The sequence below is a fragment of the Oscillospiraceae bacterium NTUH-002-81 genome, assembly GCA_032620915.1.
Taxonomy (GTDB): domain Bacteria; phylum Bacillota; class Clostridia; order Lachnospirales; family Lachnospiraceae; genus JAGTTR01.
In genome coordinates this window covers 1333323-1358736 of the sequence record CP136052.1, presented here as the reverse complement: position 1 = coordinate 1358736, position 25414 = coordinate 1333323, and the positions used below count along the sequence as shown (strand labels likewise).

The 25414-nt window shown below is 46.4% G+C and carries 24 protein-coding genes and 1 pseudogene; 2 read left to right on the top strand and 23 right to left on the bottom strand.

Features of this window, described 5'->3' with window-relative positions; translation table 11 throughout:
- Positions 1–2: 2 nt before the first annotated feature.
- From RJD28_06490 to mtaB, 5 genes are all read right to left on the bottom strand, one after another.
- On the bottom strand, positions 3–275 hold the full coding sequence (locus RJD28_06490; protein ID WNV59127.1) for a DUF1292 domain-containing protein: 273 nt from the start codon (positions 273–275) through the stop codon (positions 3–5).
- Positions 262–711 (bottom strand): Holliday junction resolvase RuvX, encoded by a 450-nt coding sequence (gene ruvX / locus RJD28_06485; protein ID WNV59126.1) that lies wholly within the window; start codon positions 709–711, stop codon positions 262–264. Before ruvX ends, RJD28_06490 begins: the two co-directional genes overlap by 14 nt.
- A gap of 18 nt (positions 712–729) precedes the next feature.
- Positions 730–990 (bottom strand): IreB family regulatory phosphoprotein, encoded by a 261-nt coding sequence (locus RJD28_06480; protein WNV59125.1) that lies wholly within the window; start codon positions 988–990, stop codon positions 730–732.
- Between the two features lie 290 nt (positions 991–1280).
- On the bottom strand, positions 1281–1427 hold the full coding sequence (locus RJD28_06475) for a hypothetical protein (GenBank protein WNV59124.1): 147 nt from the start codon (positions 1425–1427) through the stop codon (positions 1281–1283).
- A gap of 23 nt (positions 1428–1450) precedes the next feature.
- Positions 1451–2794, bottom strand: a complete 1344-nt coding sequence (gene mtaB / locus RJD28_06470; protein WNV59123.1) for a tRNA (N(6)-L-threonylcarbamoyladenosine(37)-C(2))-methylthiotransferase MtaB — start codon at positions 2792–2794, stop codon at positions 1451–1453.
- Positions 2795–2890: 96 nt separating this feature from the next.
- On the opposite strand from mtaB, the gene RJD28_06465 reads away from it, so the two are divergent.
- Positions 2891–3124 carry an HPr family phosphocarrier protein gene (locus tag RJD28_06465; GenBank protein WNV59122.1) on the top strand — a complete coding sequence of 78 codons (234 nt, stop codon included), beginning with the start codon at positions 2891–2893 and terminating at the stop codon, positions 3122–3124.
- A 108-nt stretch (positions 3125–3232) separates the two neighbouring features.
- On the opposite strand, the gene thiI is transcribed toward RJD28_06465, so the two are convergent.
- The 4 genes and pseudogenes from thiI to prmA form a co-directional block, all read right to left on the bottom strand.
- Positions 3233–4411, bottom strand: a complete 1179-nt coding sequence (gene thiI / locus RJD28_06460; GenBank protein ID WNV59121.1) for a tRNA uracil 4-sulfurtransferase ThiI — start codon at positions 4409–4411, stop codon at positions 3233–3235.
- A gap of 47 nt (positions 4412–4458) precedes the next feature.
- A complete protein-coding gene (locus tag RJD28_06455) occupies positions 4459–5613 on the bottom strand; it encodes a cysteine desulfurase family protein (GenBank protein ID WNV59120.1) in 1155 nt (384 codons plus the stop codon).
- Between the two features lie 6 nt (positions 5614–5619).
- Positions 5620–6358 (bottom strand): annotated as a pseudogene (locus tag RJD28_06450) (16S rRNA (uracil(1498)-N(3))-methyltransferase).
- 10 nt (positions 6359–6368) lie between these two features.
- Positions 6369–7322, bottom strand: coding sequence for a 50S ribosomal protein L11 methyltransferase (gene prmA / locus RJD28_06445; GenBank protein WNV59119.1), 954 nt, complete (start codon positions 7320–7322; stop codon positions 6369–6371).
- Between the two features lie 226 nt (positions 7323–7548).
- On the opposite strand from prmA, the gene RJD28_06440 reads away from it, so the two are divergent.
- A complete protein-coding gene (locus RJD28_06440) occupies positions 7549–8358 on the top strand; it encodes a site-specific integrase (GenBank protein ID WNV59118.1) in 810 nt (269 codons plus the stop codon).
- Between the two features lie 55 nt (positions 8359–8413).
- Here the strand turns inward: RJD28_06440 and RJD28_06435 are convergent, their stop codons facing one another.
- The 14 genes from RJD28_06435 to RJD28_06370 all read right to left on the bottom strand — a co-directional run bounded on the left by RJD28_06435 (position 8414) and on the right by RJD28_06370 (position 25412).
- Positions 8414–9955, bottom strand: a complete 1542-nt coding sequence (locus RJD28_06435; GenBank protein WNV59117.1) for a recombinase family protein — start codon at positions 9953–9955, stop codon at positions 8414–8416.
- On the bottom strand, positions 9940–11589 hold the full coding sequence (locus RJD28_06430) for a recombinase family protein (protein WNV59116.1): 1650 nt from the start codon (positions 11587–11589) through the stop codon (positions 9940–9942). Before RJD28_06430 ends, RJD28_06435 begins: the two co-directional genes overlap by 16 nt.
- Complete coding sequence (locus tag RJD28_06425; protein ID WNV59115.1) at positions 11590–13218, bottom strand: recombinase family protein; 1629 nt, start codon at positions 13216–13218, stop codon at positions 11590–11592.
- A gap of 135 nt (positions 13219–13353) precedes the next feature.
- Positions 13354–13569, bottom strand: coding sequence for a hypothetical protein (locus RJD28_06420; GenBank protein WNV59114.1), 216 nt, complete (start codon positions 13567–13569; stop codon positions 13354–13356).
- Positions 13570–14141: 572 nt separating this feature from the next.
- A complete protein-coding gene (locus tag RJD28_06415; GenBank protein WNV59113.1) occupies positions 14142–14591 on the bottom strand; it encodes a sigma-70 family RNA polymerase sigma factor in 450 nt (149 codons plus the stop codon).
- 506 nt (positions 14592–15097) lie between these two features.
- Positions 15098–15490 carry a winged helix-turn-helix domain-containing protein gene (locus tag RJD28_06410; protein WNV59570.1) on the bottom strand — a complete coding sequence of 131 codons (393 nt, stop codon included), beginning with the start codon at positions 15488–15490 and terminating at the stop codon, positions 15098–15100.
- Positions 15491–15750: 260 nt separating this feature from the next.
- Entirely contained in the window at positions 15751–18243 is a 2493-nt protein-coding gene (locus RJD28_06405; GenBank protein WNV59112.1) for an FtsX-like permease family protein, read from the bottom strand.
- Positions 18240–18914, bottom strand: a complete 675-nt coding sequence (locus RJD28_06400; protein WNV59111.1) for an ABC transporter ATP-binding protein — start codon at positions 18912–18914, stop codon at positions 18240–18242. The genes RJD28_06405 and RJD28_06400 overlap by 4 nt, the downstream gene beginning before the upstream one ends.
- Positions 18915–18982: 68 nt before the next feature.
- Positions 18983–20083 (bottom strand): HAMP domain-containing sensor histidine kinase, encoded by a 1101-nt coding sequence (locus tag RJD28_06395; GenBank protein WNV59110.1) that lies wholly within the window; start codon positions 20081–20083, stop codon positions 18983–18985.
- Positions 20071–20742 (bottom strand): response regulator transcription factor, encoded by a 672-nt coding sequence (locus RJD28_06390; protein ID WNV59109.1) that lies wholly within the window; start codon positions 20740–20742, stop codon positions 20071–20073. The genes RJD28_06395 and RJD28_06390 overlap by 13 nt, the downstream gene beginning before the upstream one ends.
- Positions 20743–20838: 96 nt before the next feature.
- Positions 20839–21258, bottom strand: a complete 420-nt coding sequence (locus tag RJD28_06385; GenBank protein WNV59108.1) for a nuclear transport factor 2 family protein — start codon at positions 21256–21258, stop codon at positions 20839–20841.
- A 131-nt stretch (positions 21259–21389) separates the two neighbouring features.
- Positions 21390–22160 (bottom strand): response regulator, encoded by a 771-nt coding sequence (locus RJD28_06380; GenBank protein ID WNV59107.1) that lies wholly within the window; start codon positions 22158–22160, stop codon positions 21390–21392.
- Positions 22161–22347: 187 nt separating this feature from the next.
- The gene (locus tag RJD28_06375) at positions 22348–24732 is read right to left on the bottom strand and encodes an FtsX-like permease family protein (GenBank protein WNV59106.1); all 2385 of its coding nucleotides are present in this window, start codon (positions 24730–24732) and stop codon (positions 22348–22350) included.
- A gap of 14 nt (positions 24733–24746) precedes the next feature.
- Complete coding sequence (locus RJD28_06370) at positions 24747–25412, bottom strand: ABC transporter ATP-binding protein (protein WNV59105.1); 666 nt, start codon at positions 25410–25412, stop codon at positions 24747–24749.
- Positions 25413–25414 lie beyond the last annotated feature (2 nt).

The following is a 25414-nucleotide window of genomic DNA, read 5'->3' as shown; positions in this document are numbered from 1 at the left end:
GCTTACTCTCCGATTTCAAAATCCACGCCGTCCAGCAGCTTCTCGAACACATCCGAAACCGCTTCCAGCTCCTTGTCGTCCTCCACAAACTCGTAGACTGCTTCTGTATCTGTATCCGCAGACAGATCCTTTAAAATATAGGCGTCCGCGTCCTCACTCTCATCTTCCGTCTCCGTGACCAGCAGATAGTTCACGCCGCGCAGTCTTGTCTGCTCAATGACAAAAAACTCCACTGCCTCTGCTTCTCCATCCGGGATAAATTTAATTTTCTCCACGCAAAAATAACTCCTTTCCTTCTTTTGAGTCCAGGAATCCCTGTAATATAAATATCGCAGCCAGCTTGTCCACGTATTTTCCGCGATTTTCCCGGCGCACCCCGCCTTCTATCAGTGTGCGGTTTGCTTCCACCGTCGTCAGCCGCTCATCCCACATAAAAACATTCAGACCCGTTCTCCGCTCCAGCATTTCCTTGAATGCCAGCGACTTCTCGGCCCTGTCTCCGATTGTGTTATTCATATTCTTGGGAAATCCAAGTACAATCGCCGTTACTTCATACTCCTTTACCAGTGCCTCGATCCGTGCCAGCGTCTGCCGCAGCTTATTCTCCTGGGTGCGGCGGATGATCTCTATCCCCTGCGCCGTCAGTCCCAGAGCGTCGCTGATGGCCACGCCCACCGTCTTCGAGCCATAGTCCAGTCCCATAATCCTCATACGTTCGCCAAAGTTCCTTTACTCACAGTTGTGCCTGATATAGTTCTTCAGCAGTGCTTCCACGAGTTCGTCCCGCTCCACCTTCATGATCAGGCTTCTGGCGCCCTTATGGCTTGTGATATAGGTCGGATCTCCGGACATAATATATCCGACAATCTGATTCACAGGATTGTATCCCTTCTCTGTCATTGCCTTGTATACAGTTTTGAGGATGTCCTCCACGCCCATCTGCGGTGCGCTGTCCACCTTGAAAAACTGTGTATTTGTAATTTTATCCAAATTCTCACTTCCTTAATCTTCTGGCGGGGTGCCCCGCCTTGTTCCGCTGATAAACTATTTCTATTCTATACTAATTTTCAGAAAAGTTCAACCATGCTTTTTCCATGGACAGCTTTCATGCTCGCATGAAAAGATGGACATGGAAATAAGCATGAGGGGGAGCGCCGTGTAATGAGCAGAAATTAGCTGCGCAGCAGCGGAAAGCCCTGTAAGGGCGATTCTGCGAATGGCGCGGTTGAACTTTTCTGTTGCAATCTGGCTGCGAATGGCGCGCCCATGCTTTTTCCACTTTATTCCACCAAAAATACGTTTCTCCCCACAATTCCTTTTACGATATCCCCGCTTTTCACGCGTTCCAGCACCGCATCATCCATGGGAACCCCCACTTTCAGGTATTCCTTTGTGTGCCCGGTCATCATCCGCACGCCGCCGCACATGGCCTCTTCCTCGGCCAGCAGCTCTACCTCCCGGCCCAGGAACCGGTCTTCGTATTCCTTTTTTTCCGTTCCGACAGCTCCAGAAGCTTTCCGCTTCTTTTTGTCTTGATCTCCTCGGGCACCTGATTTTTCATGGTGGCTGCTCTTGTGCCCTGCCGCACGGAATATTTGAACACATGGGTCTCGTAGAAGCCCACTTTTTCCACAAAATCCATCGTCCGTGCAAACTCTTCCTCCGTCTCTCCTGGGAATCCGGCGATAAGATCCGTGGTCAGCGCCGGATCTTCAAAATACTGCCGTAAAAGGCCGCAGGCCGCCAGATACTCTTCTGTGGTATAATGGCGGTTCATCCGTTTCAGTGTCTCATCGCAGCCGCTCTGCAGGGACAGGTGAAAATGCGGACAGATCTCAGGGATCCGGGACAGCCGCTCCACAAAATCTCTGGTGATGATCCTGGGCTCCAGCGACCCTAAACGAATGCGGGCAATACCGGGGATCTCTCCCACAGCCTCCAGAAGCGCAAGAAGCCGTCCTGCACCGCCGGTAAGATAATCCTGTTCCCCACTGGTCTTTGCAAAATCAATGCCGTAAGAACTCAGATGGATACCGGTGAGCACCACCTCTCTGTAACCGGCCGCTGCCAGTGTGCGCACTTCCGCCAGAATATCCTCCAGGCCCCGGCTTCGCACCCGGCCTCTGGCATAGGGGATAATACAGTAGCTGCAGAACTGGTTGCAGCCGTCCTGCACTTTGATGTACGCCCGGGTGTGCTCTGCCGTGCGGGTGAGTCCCAGATTTTCATAGCTGTGCTCCACGGAGATATCCTCGATAAAGATATCCGCATCAGCCATCTTTCCCGTCGTTTTCGCTGTTTCCGGTACTGCGGCTGCGCCATCGTCTGCGGACATTTGTCCCGGCATGCCATCCTGCCCTGACACTGCTGTCTGCTCCGTTTTTTTATCCGCTGTATCTGCCCGGTCAGCACTTTCAAAATCTGGCTGACACTTGATTCCTGCATCCGCTTTTTCAAAATACGCCGCCAGAATCTCCGGCAGCTCCTGTTTTTTATTGTTGCCGATCAGAATGTCCGCCGCCAGCGTTTCCTTCAGGCTCTCCGCCGCTGTCTGCACATAGCAGCCCGCCGCCACGATCACCGCCTGGGGATTGCGCTTTCTCGCCCGGTGCAGCATCTGCCGGGACTTTCTGTCAGCCATGTTCGTCACCGAACACGTATTGACGATATATACATCTGCCTTTTCCTCAAACGGCACGATCTCATAGCCGTTTTCTTCCAGAAGCTGCTGCATCGCCTCCGTCTCATATGCGTTGACTTTACAGCCCAGATTATGCAATGCTGCTTTTCTCATCGGTTCTTTCCTTTCCGCGATTTTTACATGAATAGCTGTTGACTTTCGCAGTCAATAAAGTTAAGATAAAAGTATCAATGTAAGGAGGTTTTTCTTATGAAAACTGTGCAGATTTCATTAAACTCTATCGATAAAGTGAAATCCTTCGTAAACGACATCACGAAGTTTGACAATGATTTTGACCTGGTATCCGGCCGTTACGTCATCGACGCAAAATCCATCATGGGTATCTTCAGCCTGGATCTGTCCAAACCGATCGATCTGAACGTTCACGCAGGAGATAACATGGACGCAGTGATGGAAGCTCTGAAGCCTTATATTGTAGAATAACCGGCCTGCTGGCTTACGTACATCGCAACACCCCATACAGAAGAGACTGATGCCCCCGGAGAGAAATCTTCCGGGGGTGTTTTATTTCATAAGAAATGGCTTCCTGTTTTATTCGCAAACGATGGTCTCTGCGGTGTCAATAGCAGTCTGCACCAGCTCGTCGATCTTCTCCGTCAGCTTGGTCTCGGAACGCAGAATGGACTTAAGGTTGGGCTTGGTCACCGGATGCTTGGCCACGAAGATCGTGCAGCAGTCCTCGTAGGGGAGAATGGACGTATCGTAGGTGTCAATGTTCTCCGCGATGGTGACGATCTCCTGCTTGTCAAAGCCGATAAGCGGACGGAATACCGGCATGGTACATACCTGGTTGGTCACGGCCAGGCTCTGGATGGTCTGGCTCGCCACCTGGCCGATGCTCTCGCCTGTGATGAGGCCCAGACAGCCGGCCTGTTCTGCCAGTTTCTCTGCAATGCGCATCATGTACCGGCGCATGATGATGGTCAGCTCATCGTGGGGACACTGCTCGTAAATATACAGCTGTATGTCCGTAAAGTTCACCACTTTCAGGCGGATGGGTCCTGCATATCTGGACACCAGTTTTGCCAGATCTACCACCTTCTGCTTGGCCCGCTCACTGGTATACGGCGGCGCATGGAAATATACCGCATCCACGAACACGCCGCGCTTGGCGATCATGTAACCAGCCACCGGGCTGTCAATACCGCCGGATAAGAGCAGCATGGCCCGGCCATTGGTGCCCAGGGGCATACCTCCCGGGCCCGGGATGGTTTCGGAATAAATATAAATGGTTTTGCGGATCTCCACATGCAGTTCAATATCAGGATGATGCACGTCCACAGAAAATCCGGGCAGTTCATCCAGAATCCGCTCGCCCAGCGCCGCGCTCACTTCCATGGATTCCATGGGATAGCGCTTGTTGACCCGGCGGGTAAATACCTTGAAAGACTGGTTCTGCTCCGGGTACTGGGTTTTCATGTACTTCACAACCTGTTCTGCCAGATTGTCAAATCCCCTGTCCTCGATATGCACCACCGGACAGATGCCGACGATGCCGAAAACGGTCTTTAATGCCGCCACCACTTCATCAAAATCAAAATCCGATTTACAGGACACATACACACGACCGGATTCTTTTGTCACCACAAAGTGACCTTCCACCCGCTCCAGGGTGTGACGGATCTGTTCCACCAGGGCATCCTCAAACAGATACCGGTTTTTTCCCTTGATGGCAATCTCCGCATATTTGATCAAAAACATTTTAAACATTCTTTTCCCTCTATATCTTTTTCATTCACTCGCATGCTGTTTTTTTACTAGGAACGGCGATACCGTCGCAGCATGGGCACCAGCTCGTTCAAAGCTGACAGCGTTTCCCGAATCTCTTCTTCTGTGGTAAATACGGAAAAACTGAACCGCAGGGTGGAATCCAGCCCCTCCTTTGGCATGCCGATGGCTTTCAGCGTGGCGCTGACCGCCGGTTTGTTGGTGGCACAGGCAGAACCGGAGGACACATAAATGCCCTTATCCTCCAGGGCATGGAGCAGCACCTCGCTGCGGATGCCCGGAAAGGTCACACTCACCACATGGGGCGCACTGTCCCGGCCGGTGCGGCCGTTGACCCACACCTCATCCAGCTTCTGTACCCCTTCCACAAACAGCTGCTTCAGCGCATACAGCTTGTCGATATGGCTGTCGAAATCTGTATAAATCTCTTTTACCGCTTCCCCGAGGCCTGCGATGCCCGGCACATTGTCCGTCCCGGAACGCATCCCCTTCTGCTGGCCGCCGCCGTAATTGATATTCCGCACCTTTGCCGCAGAAGAAATGTAAAGCACGCCGATGCCCTTGGGGCCGTGGATCTTGTGCCCAGAAAAAGCCAGCAGATCAATGCCCATCCGCTTGGGATAAATCCGGTATTTGCCGTAGGCCTGCACCGCATCCACATGGAGCAGCGCCTGGGGATTGACCATTTTCACAATCTTAGAAATCTCCTCAATGGGCTGCACGGAACCGATCTCATTGTTCACAAACATCACCGACACGAGAATGGTTTCCGGCGTCATGGCCGCCCGCAGGGCATCCAGCTCCACAATGCCGTCGTGATCCACCGGCAAGTAGGTCACAGAAAAGCCCTGGGTTTCCAGATATTTCATCGTCTCCAGCACCGCCGGATGCTCGATCTGTGTCGTGATCAGGTGCTTCCCGGCCCGCTGATTGGCCATGGCCACGCCGATGAGCGCCAGATTGTCTGATTCCGTGCCGCCGGAAGTGAAAAAGATTTCTTTCTCCTGCACTTTCAGGTTGGAAGCGATGACCGAACGGGTGTCCCGCATGTATTTCTCCGCGTCCACGCCCTTCTGATGCATGGAGGACGGGTTGCCGTAATCCTCCAGCATGGTTTTCATCACCACCTGCGCCACCTCCGGAAAACATTTCGTGGTGGCGGAATTATCCAGATATATTTCCATCTTCCATTATTCCTCCAGTAAATATCCAAGCACGGACAACAGCATCATGCCCGCCGTCTCCGTCCGCAAAATCCTGCGGCCCAGCGTCAGCACCTGAAAGCCCGCATCCTTCGCCGCTTCTACTTCTTTTTTCGTCAAAACCGCCCTCCGGGCCAATGAAAACCGCCACCTTCTGTCCCGGCTGAATACCAGAAAGGATACGTCTCGTCCCTTCGATGCCCTCGGCACACTCGTAGGGCAGCAGCTTCTGTTCAAAATCCTTCGCATAGTCCAGCGCCTGGGCAAAGGACATCACCGGCAAAATTTCCGGCACGATGCCCCGTTTGGCCTGCTTCGCCGCGCTCTCGGAAATCTGCTGCCACCGTTTCTGTTTTGCCTGGGCCTTTTTTTCATCCAGCTTCACCACACAGCGCTTCATGGACACCGGCACAATGGCATGGACACCCAGCTCCACATTTTTCTGAATGACCATTTCCATCTTATCGCCCTTGGGCAGCCCCTGAAACAGTACGATGGGACAGGAAAGCTCCCTGCCCAGCGCTTCCTTCCACATAATGGATGTGCGCACCTCATCCTGGCCGATCTCCTCCACCGCACAGTGGTAGTCCCCACCGGTACGGCTGCTGATGAGGATCTCCTCTCCCGGCTTCATGCGCAGCACACTGCGGATATGGTTCACATCACTCCCGGTGATCCGGATCTCTTTTTCCGAAATCTGTTCCGGTTCCACAAAAAAATGATACATAGACTGCCTCTTAATTCTTTCTGGCTGTCACAGACACCCACTCGCCCTGGTGGTTCACTTCCACCACTTCCAGGCCGGCAGCTTTCACGGCCTCCACCACAACGGTTTCCTTCTCATCAATAATACCGGAAGTGATATAAATACCGCCCTTCTTCATCTGGTGCACGATCACCGGTGTCAGCGGTACCAGCACGTCCGCCAGAATATTGGCTGCCACAATGTCATATTTCTCATAGCCCACCTGATCCTGCACCGCTTTGTCATCGATCAGGTTGCCGATCATCACGTCATACTGCGCCTCGCCGATGCCATTGACCTCCATATTCTCCTTCGTTGCTGTGATGGCGCAGGGATCCAGATCCGTCATCACCGCATGACCGGCGCCGAATTTCACTGCTGCGATGGACAAAATGCCGCTGCCGCAGCCCACATCCAGAATCTCATCCCCGGGCCTGACATATTTTTTCAGCTGACGGATACACAGCTGGGTCGTCTCATGCATGCCCGTGCCAAAAGCGGTACCCGGATCAATGTGGATCACCGGGCGGCCCTGATCCTCCGGTCTGATCTCCTCCCAGGACGGAATGATCAGCAGATCGTCCACGTAAAACTGCTTAAAATACTGCTTCCAGTTGTTGATCCAGTCCTTATCCTCTGTCTCAGACGCCGCAATGCTGGCCTCTCCGATATCCATGAACTGGCGCAGCTCCTCCAGCGCCTCCTGCACCCCGGGAAGGATCGCATCCACGTCCGCATCCTCCTCCAGATAAAAGTTCAGGTAAGCAATACCGTCATTGTCCGGCGCATCCGGCAGAATGTCCACAAACATCTGCTCCTTGTCCTTCTCCGTCAGCGGTACTTTATCCTCGATCTCCACACCCTCGATGCCGGCCTCCGCCAGTGTGGCAATGACGATATCCTCCGCTTCCGCCAGTGTCTTCAGCGTAAATTTTTTCCACTTCATTTATAAAAACCTCCTGTATGTTTACAGCCTCATGAAAACGCCGCATGCCACCTGCAGGCATACGGCCGCTTCTCTCATAGTAACACAATCTTGGGGAGGGGACAAGACCCTAAGCCACAACCAATGGCCGTACCCCCTGTTTGATTTGCCGCAAATCCCCTCTATACTGAATACACAATAAAACTTCATCGGCGCAAACACCACTGAAACAAAGGAGAACTGAACTATGGATGTAACCTCAACCAACACCTCTACCCTTTTATTCTGCGATTATTACAAACAATGGATCACCATCTATAAAGAAGGAGCTATCCGTCCCATAACCATGCAAAAATATCACATGGCACATCACTGGCTTGAAAAACTCATTCCTGAGCTTCCTTTATGCGGCCTGGATCGCTTTGCATATCAAAAACTTCTCAATGACTATGCCCTTTCACATGAGCGCCAGACGACCATGGATTTTCACCATCATCTCAAATGTGCCATCCTCGATGCCGTAGATGAAGGCCTACTTCCAAAAGACCCCACCCGAAAAGCAATCATCAAAGGGAAAACGCCTGGAGAAAAGAAACCCAAGTATCTGAACCAGTATGAACTCCACAAATTACTTGACGATCTGGATTTACATACAGAAATCAATTTAGACTGGCTTCTTCTCCTGATTGCCAAAACCGGCATGCGTTTTTCAGAAGCACTGGCTCTTACTCCAAAAGATTTCGACTTTTCCCGTCAAATGCTTTCCGTTTCCAAAACATGGGACTATAAAGGAGACGGGGGATTTCTTCCCACCAAGAATCAATCTTCCATCCGAAAAATCCCGTTAGACTGGCAAACCGTCATCCAATTCGCAGAACTCATCAAACCGTTGCCTGAAGAAAAACCCATTTTTGTGAAAAATAAAGTTTATAATTCTACTGTAAATGCGCTTCTCGCCAGGCATTGCCGCAAGGCCAACATCCCTTTGATCACCGTGCACGGGTTGCGGCACCCGTATGTCAAGCCCACGACAAAAAAAATTTATAACTTTTTTTGAAGTTTTTCGGGCAGCTTCATAGCTGCCCATAGCTGTTTCAAATGGGTGTTCACGGTTATACCTCCTTTTCGGATTCCTTAGTTTCTAAGAAATCCTGTGTTGCATATTCAATCTCAATCCGCTCTCCTGGAAAGACGTAAACTTTGTTGATAAGCCGGTCAATCAGAGCTTTTGTCAGCATGTTGGCGTTTCCGACTTCCTGCACAATTTCCTGTTGTTTCAGCTTAATCTCATAATCACTTTTTATCTGCTTTGTCTGTGCAGTAATGACAGCATGAACATTTTTGGCTTGTACCAGTTCCGTGTCATAAACCGCTTTTCGTGTTCGATAGGTTTCCAAACCAATCTCTCCGAGTGCATACTGCTCATAAAGATGCCGCTTGCTGTCTTGAATAGAACGGAGTTTTTCTTCATGTTCGGCCTGCTGGACTGTCTGCAAATCCAATTTATCCTTATTGCTATCAATTCCCAATGCCGGACACATTTGAGCCCGAATTGTTTCAAATACAACCTGCTCCAGATCTGCCATCTTTATGCGCACACCATGACAAGAAAGCGTTTCAGCCACCTCGGAATGACGGCAATAAAACCACGCACCATTTCGTAGAGACATTGCATGATCGCAGCATCCACAGAATACCTTACCACGGAGCAGATAATCACGCGGCTTTTTATTTGACAGAGAGAAACGCTTGATTGAAGCATTGGCTTTCTCAAATAGATCCACACTTACAATAGCCGGATGATGGTTCGGTATTTTGAACCACTCACTTTCATCCTTTAACTGTGTATGTCGGCTGCCAATCTCTTTTACCTTTCTCTTGCCAATTACATAGGTACCGATATATCTTTGATCTTCTAAAATACGCAGGACCGTTGATGTACTCCAAACGCCGTTTGTTCGGGAAACATTGTAATAGTCCTTGCCTTTAAGTTTGCGATATTCCCCAGGGGTGGGGATATTCATGGCATACAGTTTTCTTGTGATCTCGGCTGCGGTGTTGCCTTCAGACGCCCATTGAAATATCATCTGCACATTCGGGGCAACATCCTCGTCCGGTTCCATACGTCCGTCTGCACTCTTGCGATAGCCGTAAGGACAGATGACACTCTGATATTCCCCACGACGCATCTTTGCGTATTTTGCACTTTTGGTTTTCATGGACATATCTCGGCTATAACACTCGCTAATAAGATACTTGAAAGCAATATCAATCCCTCCAGTATCACCTTTGAAATTAGCTGTGTCAAAATCATCACTGACGGAAATAAAACGGGTGTGGTAAAGAGGAAATACCCGCTCAATAAAATAGCCGGTTTCAATGCTGTTACGTCCAAATCGGGAAAGGTCTTTTACAATAATACAGTTGATCTTTCCGGCCTGAACCATTGTTAAAAGTTCCTGCACCGCCGGACGCTCAAAGTTTGTCCCTGTATGACCGTTGTCAATAAATTCCAAAATCTCACTGTTATCCCATTCCGGCAGAGACATAGCTTTTTCACGAAGAATCAGTTTTTGATTTGGTATGCTCAAACTTTCGGTTTTGAAATCTTCCACAGAAAGACGGATATAAAGGGCAATCACATAGTTGCGCACGGTTCCACCGCCTTTCCCTGAAATTCATTTTTGAAACGGAAGGTTACATGAATATTCCGCTCGTGGTCGATCTCAATTCGTTCAATGAGCCGTTCAATCAGTTCTGCAGTCAGCACATGATCCTGTGCCAGTGTTTTTGCATCCTTTTCCATTGCACGGTATCGGGCAAGCTGGTTGTCCAGGGAGTCCATAGATTTTTCAAATACTTCAATCTCACCAGACAGAGCATTGATAGCATATTCATAATCCGCCTTCAATTCAAAGTATTCATCATTTGTCAAAATACCCTGCACAAAATTTTCATATAGACCACGGATCAGTCGGCGTGTTTTTTCAATTTCCTGCCGTTTGGCAGACATCTGAATTTTCAGCTTATCTTTTTCCTGTTTTTGTCTTGCCTCCAACTGAAAGAGTGGCAGCGACATTCCCAGCGCAACTGTCAGCTCTTTTTCAAGAATAGCCGTAACAGTAGAAATCAGTTCCTTTTCCTGCATCGTTGCGCCTTTGCAGCTATCTTTTTCTACCCGGCTGTTTGTAAGGCAGTGGAACCAATAAGTATCGGGGCCTTTCCGGCGCTCGGCACGTTGCCGGTGAAGGCTTCTGCCACAATCAGCACAGAACACTTTGCCTTTGAAAATGTTTGGCGTGTAGGGGCGTTTTGGAGTTGCTTTGCTTTCTTCACAGATCTGTTTTCTGTATTCCTGAACTGCACTAAACAATTCATAGCTAATGATCGGTTCATGGGTGCATTTGGCAATAATCAGATTATCTTCTCCAGCCTTGACCTGCTGATGATCTACAATCTTTGTTTTTCCTTGCACCAGATCGCCTGTATAGACTTCGCTTTCTAAAATTTTCATCACTGTACGGGTCTGCCATTTGCCGCTTCCAATCAGGCCCGGACTGGTAATCTCGCCAGTGGCCTTTTTATAATGGCTCGGTGCCGGAATCCCCATCTCATTTAGATTGCGGACAATCCGGTTCAGAGACACATGCTCATGTGCCCATTCAAAAATCTGTTTTACCACAGGGGCAGTATTTTCATCAATCAGAAGTTTATGGCAATTATCAGGGTCTTTCCTGTAACCGTAAGGTGCCCGTGCACCAATATAGTCGCCATCTTTCATAGCCTGCCGCGCTTGTGCTTTGATTTTTCGTCCAATGTCCAGAGCATAGGCTTCATTGATCATATTTTTCAAAGGCAGCATGATACCGCCATGAAGATTTCCGGAATCCGCTGTATCAAACTGATCCGTAACAGCAATGAAGCGAACATTATGAGCATGGAAATACTGTTCGATATAATAACCTGTGTCAATAGAATTTCGCCCTAATCGGGAAAGATCCTTAACAATCACACAGTTAATGTGGCCTGCTTCAATATCAGATAGCATTTGCTGAAATCCAGGGCGGTGAAAATTTGTCCCTGTCGCTCCGTTGTCGATATAGGTATCATACACAACGAAGTCCGGTTTATCTGAAAGAAAGTCATTCAGTACTAGCTTTTGATTTTCTACTGAGCAGCCCCGCTTTTTGTTATCCTCCACAGAAAGACGGATATACAGAGCCACATGTACATATAAAGATGGTGTCGGCATAGGCGCTGCCGTCTGTTTTCTGCTTTTTCTTGCCATTTAGCCCACCATCCTTTCTTCATTTTTTGTAGCAATCTGTTCCGCCAAAGAGATTGCTTTCTGATATTCATCCTGGTAATTAAATTCAATATGCAGTTCATCTTTACCCATTACCCGTATGCTTCGGATAAGCTGCATGACTGCCCGGCGGTCAATATCCTCCATAGTAGAAAATTTCATAAAATGGTTGATCCAACGGTTTCGTTCGCTTCGGTTTTCCAATACATCTGTAAGTTTATCGTTCCATTCAGCGATTGCCTTTTGGAACAGTTCAATATCTGCATTGTATTTTCGCTTATAAGAGAGAAATTCTTCCTTTGTCAGAATTCCACTCACCAGATTTTCATAGAGTTTTGCCTTAAAGCCCTCGGTCTGTGCCACACGCTTTTTATTTACTCTGATCTGTGCGGCATATTCCTGCGCCAATTCCCGGTTGATCCGTTCCTGACTGATACTGGACAGCAGGGCATCCAGAGAAGCAACATTTTCAATATGTCCTTTCAAACTGTCCTGCACACATTCAATCAGATCCGATTCTTTCAGCATGACCGATGATGTGCAGCCATTCTTTTTGCCGGTCGGGCAGTAATAATAGTGATACTCTTTATCTTTATAGCGGTTCGTCTTGCGGGTCATACGGCAGCCACAACAGCCGCAGATCAAAATACCGGAAAACAGGTAAACCTTATCCGATTTGGGAGAAGTCCTTGTGTCAATCCTGCGGAGCCGTTGTACCAGATCAAAATCGTGCTTTTGTATGATCGCTTCATGGGTTCCCTCCACACGAATCCATTCCGAAGAAGGTTTGTCCTCACGCTCTTTTAATTTGAAATGGGGCGTTGTCTGTTTGCCCTGGACCAGTGTTCCGGTGTAAGTTTCATCCTGCAAAATGCGGATGATTGTAGTTGCAGACCATTTGCAATCTTTTCGGTCTGTATAGCCACCTTTTGCATGAGGCATTCCGTGATTGCGCTTATACGCTAAAGGCGAAAGAATTCCTAATCGGTTCAGTTCATCCGCTATATGGGAAGCGCTGAATCCCTCCAGCCGTTTTCTGAAAATATCCCTCACAACATTGGCAGCATATTCGTCTACTTCCAGGCTCTTGTGTTTATCTCCGACTTTCACATAACCATAAATGGTAAAAGCACCTACAAAATCCCCGCTGCGCCGTTTTACTTCCAGGGCGCTCCGTGTCTTAACAGAAATATCCCGACAGTAAGCCTCATTCATAATGTTTTTGACAGAAACCGTGAGATCATCGGCAGCGTCATTTTCCGTGTCCACATTATCGTTAATTGCGATAAAACGCACTCCATAGGCTGGAAATACCCTGCGCATATAACGGCCTGTTTCTATGTACTCACGACCTAAGCGGGAGAGGTCTTTGACAATCACGCAGTTAGCTTCGCCTTGTTCGATCATCCGTATCATTTCCTGAAATGCCGGGCGATCAAACAAAACACCACTATAACCATCGTCAATTTTTTCTGCCACAACCTCAATTTCCGGGTGTCGGGCTATGTAGTCATCAATCAGGCGCCGCTGGTTAGCAACGCTGTCACTTTCTACTGTTTTATCATCCGTATAAGAAAGACGGATGTACTTAATCGCTTTGTAAACCTGCATAAAAAAACACTCCTTTCGTTGCACAGAAAAATCCCCGCAATTCAAGAAGTGTGGTTATTCCATATTCAATTCCTTTTCCGATTCTTATTCTACCATGCTTTTACGGAAAAGTCAGCCCCTTTCTTAGAATTGCAGCTATCGCAAAATACCCTTGATACATTCTTCCAGAGTAGCACCTTCAGCAGAAAAACTGGCTTGTACAGTAAAACGTCCACACTTAAAATGGTATGGATTTTTGATTTGCTGAACAAATTCTGCAATCCGTTCATCACGGGAAAGTTCTTTGTTGACAGAGACATCTCGAATGTCTACCAGCGTACCCACTTCACTGACAATGGTGTTCAATTCCATAGTATCAACTCCCTTCTGAAAACTGTGTTATCAAAACCACATGAATAGGTCGGATCTATGGTTATTGCACACATAAATCCGGCCCATTATATCTGATTTCGATTTTACTGCCGTATTTGCCACGCACCCCGGCAAGTCCTTCTGTTATAAGGACGGGGCTGTTACAGGCTGCGGGTAGCGTCACCGCATCATAGTCCCGCATACGCCGCCGCTTTGCCGGAGCAAGCAAACGCCGCAGGAGCTCTCCCCAAGTCTTTAGGAAGCTGTGAAGAAGTACCATTATGATCTGTGTCGTTATCGCGTCTAGCTTGCCATAGCCGGTTTCGTAGGTTGCGTTTATCGCTCGGACAGCCTGGATTCATCACCTCCTTAGGCCGCCTGTCACCGCGCCGCCCCATCTGCCGCTCGGAACACAGAATGAAGTACCTGTAACAGCGTATATTCGATTGTCAAGGAACGAGCAAGGGGCATGGCAGACAAATTGATATTGCAGTTGGGGTGGGAGGATATATATGCTTCCTTACCACACCCGTCCGGCTTGTCCCGCCGAATATGTCCCTCTACTATACATTTCATTTTTGATGGTAATTTTCGGGGTCTGTATTTATTTTTTCTAAAATTTTTTTCAAACGCCGAAGTCCACGTTGGATTCCTTCATGTACAGAGCTGACGCCGGTTCCTTCGCTTTTTGCAATATCCGATAAACTCATTCCCAACAAAAAATGTGAAGTGATACGGTTACGCTGTTTTTCCGGCAACGAGGCAAGCGCTTCATATAGTTTGGCGTTTTCTTCCTTCTGTTCAAAAATATCTGCCGGTGTCAAAACAAGCACCATAGCCTCATGTTCCACATTGATGTCATAATCCAAAGAAAAATAGGCTTTGTGCCGGTATGTACGCAAAAAATAAGCTGCTTCAGCAAGTTTATATTCCCGGAGAATGTCCGCAACTTCATCCGGCACCTCAACGATCATGTCTTGTGTATAATACGGGTAATAATCCCGAAGATTGATTTTTTTCATAGTAAATTCCTCCAATTTCGATGTTTGAGTTGATGGCAAAAATCGAAATCAGAGGGTGGAGCTGCGGCAGCGATAGAGTCTTAGTCTCTTTCTGATTAAAAAAAGGGTACAAAAAAGCGCGCCCGTACAAAGAACAGGCGCGCCAAAGCAGCAATATGAAATTTCTCCGGGAGGCTGACAGCGAAAATGCTCAAACTTTGTCGAAACCAAAAACGCCGCAATCCATACGAACTGGACTACGACGTATAGGTGACTGAATGTAAAGCAGTTTATCTGCGAATCTGTGTTGCATAGACGCATAGGCATTTCCTCCCATCAAGGAGGAACCTGAATCGGCTGCTTGATACCTCCTTGGGAGAAAATTATATCGTTTATGTTTCCTGTATCAGTCCGCAGACATTCGCTTTTTACTCTTTATATTCGCAATTTTCTACATATTCTGCTCCTTAGAATATATGCTGCAAAAAGCAAGCCCACAAGGGGAACCGACACCTTGTGGGCTCATATTATAGTTGTTCAAATTTATAGCCGATTCCGGCGACACTCTCAATATAGTTTGGAAGATCCGGTTCAAAGCGCAATTTCTTACGCAACTTACTTATATGATTATGAATGGCTTTTCTCGAATAGAAATCACAATTCTCTTTCCAAACCAAATCGGTAATCAGTTCGTAAGTAAAAACACGTTTGGGATTGGCAATGAGTAATGCCAGTATATCAAACTCCTTACTTGTCAGGTTGATTATCCGTTCCCTAACCCTGACAGTGCGGTGTTCCAGGCATAGATAAAGCTCGCCTTCCTGTATTTCTGTTAGAGGATTTTTCTTTGCTGCGGAGGAAGTGTGACAGGAATTGAATACCGTTCCATGACAGACTCCCTGTTCCAAAATATATTGCATCAGAGCATTCTTTTGTTCCTCGTTAAGAAGCAGAAATAACTTTTCTCCGATCTGCTTGCCGGATTCTTCTATATCCAAAACAGCTAATGTCCCATCACATCATCACCTCCATATTATGTCTTAATACCTAAGTGAAAGTTATCTTTGATTTATAATCATCATAAACTACAAATGTTACACAAATGTCCGAGGTGCCTTTGATTTCGACAGAAAAACAGGCTGAATTGTTACAACACTCGGACATTTCAAAAAATAGTGTTCTACTCAACCGTTTCAATCGAATCTACAATACTCATTTTTGAAATTTTCCGCAGTGGAATTGCTGTTGCCAGCAAGCAAGCTCCTACTGCCAAGAGGGTTGCTTCAAGAATGGACATGACAGGGATTGCAACAAGCTGGATGGTGTCGCTCGTGGCCGCCTCAATGAAGATCGTACAACCATATCCCAGTACGCTTCCGATCACAGAGGCAATGATTCCGTAATATGCACCTTCCCAAAGAAAAGTTTTATAAAGGCTACCGGCGCTCATTCCAATGGCCCGCTGCATACCGATTTCTGTTACTCTGGTGTGAATATTTGTGTAAACGGTATTGATGATATTAAGAATACCGATCAGGCCAACGAAAAGGATCAGCCCCCATGCCAGCATTTGAATCTGTGCAAAGCTCTCTTTCAGTTGCTGGTCGCTTTCTTCATACGACAAGAATGTTGTCCCCGGCGTCCTATCACAAAATGCCTCGATAAATGTATCAAAAATTTCCCTGTCTGCGCCCTCGTTCAGCGTAGGCAAAAACTCTGAATAGGTATCTTTTCCCGTCAGGCGTTCATAGATAGCATCATCAACGATCACCTGAACACCATTTGTGAAACCGCCATTTCCAATACCAAGATAACCGTCATAGCCATCCAAGGTTTTCAAAACATTCAGCTCCATTCCCGCAACACAGATGTTTTCTCCGGCCTCTATATTTGTAAATTCAAGAACATCTTCGCCGTAGCTCATGGGAATAGGATTCCTTACTATACAGGCGTTCCCTGATTTCAGTTGTCCAAGCTGTTCTTCTGGTAATTGATCCCCCATAAAATAATCCCAATATTCATCGTTCAATCCGACAACCTGAAAAGTTTCACCGGGTTTCAGTTGAAATTCAAGACTGATTTCATCGAGCAGCCCATTTTCATTTTGTTCGTAAAGCGAAAATTGTATGGCGGCTACACTTTGCACAGCTTCATTTTTTCGCAAAGTGTTCAGATCATCTGTGGTAAATCCAACACTTTCATTTGTGATCTGATAATCTCCTAAATGGTTATCTTGCAGTGCGCTTGCAGCGTTCAGGAGAGAGGAAAACCCTTGCAGCGCTATAAAAACCGTGATACTCATAACAAGGGACAAAATTGTAATTGCAGTACGGCCTTTATTTCTCTTTAAGTTCAGACGGGCATAGTATGCTTCAAAATTATGGATTTTCTTTGTTTTACGCTTTCTGCGGCGAATTTTCAGATTTGTTCCAGACATCGCCATAATGGGGGATACCCTTGCGGCTGATCTGGCTGCTGGCAATGCTGCAAACAGCGCAAACGCCAAAGTGATTGCTCCGCTTAAAACCAGTAAGGTTCCATTCAAAGAACTGTTCTCTGCTATTAGAGTTTTCAATTCAGAAGCATCCTGAACCAAGAACAATTCAGGGGAAACCAAGCCGGTAGCTGCCTCTAAAATTCCTCTGGCACTCAAGAAGCCAAGAAGCATACCAATAGGAATCCCCATCAGGCATAATAGGATTACTTCAATTACAATGATCTGATAAAGCTGTCCTTTTTCGCCTCCAATAGCCCGAAGTGTTCCATATCCCTTTATCCGTTTTGATACAGATATTTTCAGAATGTTGTAAATCACAAGACCAGCAGCCAGCAAAATCAAAGTACCCACTAATATCCCTGCGACTGTCATAAAAGAGAATCCCTTATCATTGGCATCCTCGGAATTTGCAGTATAGGAAATTCCCAAAGCGTTCAAATATACAATATTGTAGCTGGTATCAAGCTCATGGATGTTCAATTCCTTATTGATGTCATCGACAACTGCTTGAAAATTCTTTTTATCGGCAGTCCGAATATCCACATTGTAACAAATATAAGATTCCGGTAAAAGTTGTTCGGCAGTTCCTTCCCCTACAACTCCCGTAACAGTGCCGCTTGTATATCCCAAGTAGTTATTTTTCAATATCCCTGTAAGAACAAATTCTGCTGTATAGGAATAGCTGTCCGCAATGTTGTGGCGAAGATTTTTTTGCAGTGAAAGTGTAATCTTATCTCCAATACCGCCCTCAAAGCCAAGATATTTCAGAATATCTTCCGAAAGAGCTATTTCCATCGGGGCTTCCGGCAGACGACCTTCTTCTACACTGGTACTGGACGGATAGATAGCGGCATTGTCATCCAAATATTCCATCAAACCAAGGGTAAGAGATGGGGAGAGTTCTAAACTTCCCATATAAATAGATTTCCCTACATAGGAAAGACGCTCATCCTGTTCCAGTGCGTGAAGCTGATCTGCATTCATCTGCAAAAAAGTGGCATATCGGTTTCCTCCGATAGCGATGGCCTGCTGTTCCCGCATTGCACTAAGTACGCCAATGGATTGTCCTACAATGGTTGTCATCATAGTAGACAGCACAACGGCAATCAAAATAAGAATAGAAGTGACTTTTTGGGACAGCAGTTCTTTCAATGCTAATGTACGATAAGATTTCATTTCGCTGTCACCTCCGTAAGCACACCATCTACAATCTGAAACTGCCGATCTGCCATTCGTGCAATACGGCTGTCATGGGTAATGACAACGAGAGCTTTCCCCATCTTTTTCCATACATTTTGAAGCAGTTCCATGACTTCGCCGCCGCTTTTGCTGTCCAGATTTCCCGTAGGCTCATCCGCAAAAATTACATCCGGCTTTGCAATCAAAGCGCGGGCAATGGCTACACGCTGCTGCTGGCCGCCGGATAACTCATGGGGCAGATGTTCCAAGCGGCCCTGAATGCCAAGCAGTTCTGTAAGCTGTTTCAGGTATGCTTCATCCGGTTTTTGCTTATCCAGCAAAAGAGGCATGATAATATTTTCTTTCGCCGTCAGAACCGGAAGCAGATTAAATTGCTGAAAAATAAATCCAATCCGTTTCCGGCGGAATGCCGACAACTCCTTATCGCTGTAACTGTAAATATCTTTACCATCGTAGGTCAGCGAGCCGGAAGATGGCTTATCCAAGCCGGAAAGCAAATGAAGCAAGGTGCTTTTTCCGCTTCCCGATGGCCCCATAATGGAAATAAAATCGCTGGATACAATTTCGAGATTTGCACGATCCAAAGCCACCACTCGGTTTTCACCGTCACCATAAATCTTTGATAAATTCTTTGCCTCAATATTCATAAAAAACACTCTCCTTATTTGTGGTATAAGGAGAGTGTAAATGATAAATCTCAAAAATCGCTCAAGGATTACATAAAATGAAAAATAGCCATTGCGGATGCACCGCCCCCAGCCCGATTTTCCAAAATCAATCGGCCACCATGTTTTTCACATAAAATTCTGCTGCTGTAAAGCCCCATTCCGAAATGTGAGGAATTACTACTTGTCGTTTCAAAAGGGTTTGGCCCATTCTGCACGAGAGACAGCGAATAACCAGCACCATCATCTTCTATATTCAAGGTCATAGAATCATTTTGCAGCGTTATTTGAATAGAGATTGCTTTTTCTGCAAATCGCGCCGCATTTCCAATCAGATTTTCCGCTACGGTAAGAAATAGCCCGTGATCTATACAAACTGTTCCACCTGATGGTACTAAAACAGAAACTTTTTTGGATAGCGCTAACAGTCGTGCTGTTTCCTGCAATTCACTCTGCAAAACTGATAGTCGGATTTCTTTTGGCTTAACAGAGAGTTGTTCCAACTTTTGAACACTGCTCATAGCTTCTACATACTGCTCAATCCGTAAAGTGTAACTTTCCAGCCGGTCTATGGTTTGTTCGTCCTGAATACCTTGCCGCAAAAGTTTTACACTTCCTTTTAATACCGTAATCGGGTTACGCAGATCATGGGAAAATGCGGCATTGAGCCGTTTGCGTTCCTCGGCCTGTTGCCACAACAGCCGATTCAATTTCAGAAGTTCACTCCGCATTTCTTCAAAGGCAGCACATAGTTGTCCCATTTCATCGTTAGACAAAATCGGCAGCGAAAAATCCAGATCATTATTCTGAATCCGCATAATGCCATTTTGCAGGCAGGAAATAGGCTGTTTCAATTTGAGATAATAAAAAAGAAAGACTGAAACAATCAATCCGCCTACTGGAAAAAGAATACAGGAAACCGTCTGCACAATGTTTAGGATAGCTAAAATACGCTGTTGTGACACCGTAGGAGACGGCAGAGGTACAACAGAGCCATCCGACAAGATTTCTACACCGCCTAAAGGATAATGGTTTTCAATGCCTCGGCAAAGGAAGATAACTGCCCCAAGCAGGAGAAATGCCACTGCCAAACAGGAGAGGGATAATAGCAGGAAAGATTTCTTTAGTCCCATATTTTTTAGGCGTTCCACCGATAACCACACCCCCAAACCGTTTCAATGTAATTGTGCAATGTATGTGCTGCAAATTTAGCGCGTATTTTCCGAATGTGCTCCATAATTGTATCGCTGTTTCCGTCCCCATCCAAGCCCCACACAAGCTCATAAATTCGCTCGCGGTCAAAAACCTGTCCTGCATTGAGGGATAAAAGTTCTACAATCTCAAACTCCCTCTTAGATAGCGGGATGTTCAGATTATTGATTGTAACTGTTCGGGCAGAATAATCCAGTATCAATTCACCAAAGAAGCGTACTGCCGAATTATTTTGGCGTCGCTGCTCCCGGCGCAGATGTGCGGCAATACGCGCCCCCAATTCATCCAAATCAAAGGGCTTGACGATATAATCATCCGCCCCGGCCTGAAAGCCAATGATCTTATCGCTGGATTCCATACGAGCGGTTAAAAAAAGAATGGGACAGGCTATGTGTTCCCGTATCTGCTGGCATACAGTCAGACCATCCATTCCCGGCATATTGATGTCCAATAAAATTAAATCTGGTTTGCAGGCTACTTTTTTGAGCGCTTCTTGTCCGCTATAAGCAGTCAGAATATCATATTGTGTTTGAAAATAACTCTGTATCATATCAACAATACCGCGTTCATCATCAACGATCAGTAATTTGGGATTCAAAATTATGCACCTCCGTTCTTTATATGATATATGGTAAATCTCAAAAATTCCTCAACTTTCTATGAAACCACAGCAGCTAACATTATAAGCACTCAATCAAAACCAATTCGCTTTTTCTGCTCTGAATTGAGGGGGATCGCCTTCCTGGTATGGATTATAGGTATTGCGATTACACCCAAATTCTTTCAACGACTTTATTCTATTATCCTCTGTCCATTCAACCAGCGAGATTCCATCAAATTCCTCTATACTTCCATTGTTCATTTCATTTTTGAAATACCACTCCACAATCGTTTGATCTCCCTTGTGAAAAAATTGCTTGATTTCCCAAATGACCACCTTGCCACGGGTATTCCATTCCTGAAACCAATGCTTTACTGTTTTTCGGTTGTTATACTGGGGACTCCAACTTTCTGTATAGATCACATCTTCTGTAAAAATATCATCAATGCCCATATCCTGCTGATTGAGCCACATATCAAACCATAGTCGAATCGTTTTTTCTCGTTCATTCATAATATAAACACCTCACCATTCTATGAAACCACAGCCGTTCCCCTACATTATACGATATTCAGAACAAACATTGAAGATAAATGAATTAAAAATGGCGGCCTTGCTTAACAAAGCCGCCGAATAAAAAAGCTTCATTCCACAAAGAACAGAACTCGCCGGATCAGCTCCGGGATATTGACCGGGGCGGTGATATAGTCGTTCACGCCCTCATGCCGGTATTCATATTCCGTGGCAGGGTCGTTGTTCTCGGTGAGGATAAAGAACGGCAGAAGCCGGACAGGGGGATTCTTCATTTGGAACATCCCCGCCACCCGCCGTAGCGTATGAAACAGCTCCATTGCTGTGCCGTCCGGCAGTTCCAGATCGCACAAGATCAGTTCTATTTCCTTATCCTCAAAAATCCGGCGCTTGGCTTCCCAAATCGAGGAAACCAGAATCAGGTCAAAGCCCTTTTGTAGCATAGCAGCCCGCAGCACTTCGGCGCTGGTATCTTCTGCATAGACAAAGAGCAGCTTGTGAAAAGTCGGGGCCTTTTCGCCGGATAACTGCCGGTAGGCGTATTCCACCAGCTTATCTTGTAGTAGCAGTCCTTTCATTTTGTCCATGCACAGCGTCGCGCCCCGGCGCATAGCTTCCTGTTCGTAGTCGTCCTTGTCATGACAGGACGCCAGAATAAAAGGCAGCTCCTTGTCTGCGGCCCGCACCTCGTCCAGAAAGTCCATGCCAGAACCATCCGGCAGGTCGAGATCACAGCAGACCACCAGCGGCATTTCCTCTTGGATGGCGGCCCGCGCTTCTTTCAGCGTACAAGCCGTTTTCACCGGGTAGCCCCGGTGCTGTAAGTATATTTTCAGACACCATGTATAGGTGTCGCTGTCGTCGATCAGCAGTATCTTTTTCATGTGTCCTCACCCCCAATATTGATTTACCACAAGCATAAACTACAAATGTTACACAAATGTCCGAGGTGCCTTTGATTTCGACAGAAAAACAGGCTGAATTGTTACAACGCTCGGACATTTCAAAAATTTTTTTGAGAAATGGCGAAAAAAGCGGGGCAGCACACGCCGCCCCGCCGATCCCATACGGCTATTCCATCGTCCTGATTTGCTCAACAAGAGATTGTTTTTTCAGATTTCCAGTTGTGTAAGAAATCAAGGTGAATTGCACAATCAGCAGGATTGCTAAATATATCAATACGATCAGCCACGGAAATGAATAGTAAAAGTATGGATTCATCGTTTTCACAACTACCTGTACGGATAGGAAGCCCAGTCCAGTCCCCAAAACCAATGTTACCAGCGTAGCAAAAACTGAATACATCAACCCCTCATAGCACAGCATTTTGATAAGCTGCTTTTTACTCAAACCAATCGCCTGTAACATTCCAATTTCCTGCCTACGGGATAAGAAGTTTGTGATTGTCGTATTGACAAGGTTGATTAAAGAAAAGCACACAACAATAACAGCCACGATCAACAATACCCCGATGGAAAGTTGTTGAAGTCCGCTATAATAAGTGATACTTTCTTTTATGGTTTCCATAACCAAATCGCTATTTCCGTCTATCAGTTGATTTAATGCAGCTTCAACTGTATCAAATTTTTCCATATCGGTAATTACAGAAATCGTACCTGTGCAATCTATCCCGGTCGCTTCATTCATAAACTGCTCCGGAAGCGCAAAGCATTTTGAGAAGCCGGAGTAAGAATATTCGTTTACAATGCCCATGACGGTATAGGTCTTTGTGCAAATTTGGCCGGATTCGGTTTTATAGTCCACTTCGACGGTATCACCCAACGCAGCCTCAATATCATAGAGATCGGCACGCTCTTGAAGCAAGACAATTCCATTTCCTGCCACCAGTTCATCATAATCAGTCGTTCCCGCAATTCGCTCTTTCTCCAAATTCTGCTGTTCATCTCGGCAAAAGCCCTGAATCCATTTTCCAGAATTACCATTTACACGATATTCTGCGTCCGTGTAATACCAGTGCTTGATTCCTGTAACACCATCAATAGATTCTACTGCATTTACAAAATCGGCATTTAGAAAATTCTTTTGCTGCAATCCAGACAAAGAAATACCAGCAGTGTCCCACGATTGATTTGCGTTGAGCTGAATGTTAAATTCACCGACAGGGAACGCCCTGCCTCTTGCCTCTGCAACGCCATCATAGGAAACTAACATTGTCGAAATCAATACTACCAATACTCCGCCGAGTGAAAGAGAAAGTATTGTTAAAGTGGACTTTGCCTTTTGTCTGGACAGATTCATTTTAGCAAGTGAAGCAGGCGTTATTTTACGGTGCAGCACGGAACTTTCTTTCATTTTCCCCTGATAATCGGAATATCGCAATGCTTCCAGCGGAGATACTGCCGCAGCTCTTTTTACAGGAGTATGAATGGCAATCATCACAATAATAAATGCAAAAAGGCCAACCCCGGCCGTCACACATAAAGTGGTCAGCCAGTACCAACCGGCAGGAACCAGAAAGTACCCAATCACATTTCCAATAACCAGACCAATCGGGATAGCAATGGCAGCAAGTAATTTCCCCTCGCGGTAAACCATCTTTTTGATCTGTCGTTTTGTAGTTCCGATTGTGCGAAGCTGTCCATAGTTACGGATACTGCTTGCTACTGAAATATAAAAAATCGAATAGATCACAATGCCGGAACCAATGAAAGTTACAAAACCAATCAAGAAATAGAACAGCATATCGCTTCCGTGATTTTCGTCCTTTAAGTTAAAATATGTGGAACGGACAATCACATTATCATCGGAAATTTTTAATTGCTGCGCCAGAGTGTTTGCATAGTTGGTGGCTTCTTCCTCGCTCATATTTTGAGCGCCTTTCAGCCCAATGTAATAATCAATCATGCCCTCGTCGCCATACTGCTGTCTTACTAATTCTTTCGATATAATGGCTGTATAGCGCCCAATATCGCCGGTTTTCACATCTAAGATTCCCGTCAATTTGAAATCATGGGTAGTGCCGTCAGAAAAGGGGATTTGAATTGTCTGTCCCAATTCATTTGAATAGCCCAAACTATCCAAAAAGGATTCTTGCACTACAATTTCATTCTCCGAAGCTGGTAAATCTCCCGAATAGGGCATACTTTGGGATTTTAGCATATCTGCATTTGCATAAGTAAAATTCACGGTTGAATGGTTTACCTGTTCAGAAAATGCGTTGAAAAATTCTCCAACCCACGCAATTTCTTCTTGCTTGTATAGTTCCTGTCCCTGTTGTTCAGAAATCGCATGATACATAATCTGCGCTGTTTTTTGGTTGCGGTTCTGCGTTTCCTGCATAACCCCAAAGCCATAGAGGACAATAGCAGATAGCAATGCGCTGGCAAGTGCAATCGTCAAAATAATAAAGATATTTCTTTTTCGATTTGCCGATATACTGCGGTTTGATATGCGCTTTACTATGCCGCTGGTATCATTTTCAAAAGGCCATGTCATAGCCTGCCACCTCCTTACTCCACAATCTTTCCGTCCTCAATGCGGACAATCCGATCTGCAAGGCGGGCAATGTCGTTGTTGTGGGTGATCATCACAACGGTTTGTCGGAACTCCGCACTGGTACGCTTGATCAGCCCCAGCACCTCGGCGCTGGTCTTGCTGTCAAGGTTGCCGGTGGGCTCGTCGGCCAGCACAATAGCCGGTTTGGTGATCAAGGCCCGGGCGATAGCCACACGCTGCTGCTGTCCGCCAGAAAGATTGTTCGGCATATTTTTCAGTTTATCTTCCAGTCCCAGCAGGTGAACGATCTCGTCCAAAAACTTCTGATCCACCGTGTCCCCGTCCAGCTCCACCGGCAGGACGATGTTCTCATACACATTCAGGATCGGAACAAGGTTATAGTTCTGGAAGATAAAGCCGATGTTGCGGCGGCGAAAGATGGTAAGCTGTTCGTCGTTCATCTTCGACAGTTCTTTGTCCCGGACAATCACATTGCCAGAAGTAGGGGTGTCCAGCCCGCCCATCATGTGAAGCAGGGTAGACTTGCCGCTGCCGGAGGTTCCCACAACGGCCACAAATTCGCCGTCCTCCACGGAGAAGTTCACACCGTCAAGGGCGCGGGTGATGTTCGGCTCTGTGCCGTAATACTTTTTCAGGTCGATAGTCTGTAAAATGCTCATAA

Coding starts and splice junctions, on each gene's coding strand:
- RJD28_06420 (WNV59114.1), bottom strand. CDS start 13,569: ATGGAATTGAACACCATTGTCAGTGAAGTGGGTACGCTGGTAGACATT.
- RJD28_06415 (WNV59113.1), bottom strand. CDS start 14,591: ATGAAAAAAATCAATCTTCGGGATTATTACCCGTATTATACACAAGAC.
- RJD28_06475 (WNV59124.1), bottom strand. CDS start 1,427: ATGTGCGGCGGCGTGCGGATGATGACCGGGCACACAAAGGAATACCTG.
- RJD28_06375 (WNV59106.1), bottom strand. CDS start 24,732: ATGACATGGCCTTTTGAAAATGATACCAGCGGCATAGTAAAGCGCATA.
- RJD28_06425 (WNV59115.1), bottom strand. CDS start 13,218: ATGCAGGTTTACAAAGCGATTAAGTACATCCGTCTTTCTTATACGGAT.
- RJD28_06465 (WNV59122.1), top strand. CDS start 2,891: ATGAAAACTGTGCAGATTTCATTAAACTCTATCGATAAAGTGAAATCC.
- RJD28_06380 (WNV59107.1), bottom strand. CDS start 22,160: ATGAAAAAGATACTGCTGATCGACGACAGCGACACCTATACATGGTGT.
- RJD28_06410 (WNV59570.1), bottom strand. CDS start 15,490: ATGCAATATATTTTGGAACAGGGAGTCTGTCATGGAACGGTATTCAAT.
- RJD28_06440 (WNV59118.1), top strand. CDS start 7,549: ATGGATGTAACCTCAACCAACACCTCTACCCTTTTATTCTGCGATTAT.
- mtaB (WNV59123.1), bottom strand. CDS start 2,794: ATGAGAAAAGCAGCATTGCATAATCTGGGCTGTAAAGTCAACGCATAT.
- RJD28_06455 (WNV59120.1), bottom strand. CDS start 5,613: ATGGAAATATATCTGGATAATTCCGCCACCACGAAATGTTTTCCGGAG.
- RJD28_06430 (WNV59116.1), bottom strand. CDS start 11,589: ATGGCAAGAAAAAGCAGAAAACAGACGGCAGCGCCTATGCCGACACCA.
- thiI (WNV59121.1), bottom strand. CDS start 4,411: ATGTTTAAAATGTTTTTGATCAAATATGCGGAGATTGCCATCAAGGGA.
- prmA (WNV59119.1), bottom strand. CDS start 7,322: ATGAAGTGGAAAAAATTTACGCTGAAGACACTGGCGGAAGCGGAGGAT.
- RJD28_06385 (WNV59108.1), bottom strand. CDS start 21,258: ATGAATGAACGAGAAAAAACGATTCGACTATGGTTTGATATGTGGCTC.
- RJD28_06400 (WNV59111.1), bottom strand. CDS start 18,914: ATGAATATTGAGGCAAAGAATTTATCAAAGATTTATGGTGACGGTGAA.
- RJD28_06405 (WNV59112.1), bottom strand. CDS start 18,243: ATGAAATCTTATCGTACATTAGCATTGAAAGAACTGCTGTCCCAAAAA.
- ruvX (WNV59126.1), bottom strand. CDS start 711: ATGAGGATTATGGGACTGGACTATGGCTCGAAGACGGTGGGCGTGGCC.
- RJD28_06370 (WNV59105.1), bottom strand. CDS start 25,412: ATGAGCATTTTACAGACTATCGACCTGAAAAAGTATTACGGCACAGAG.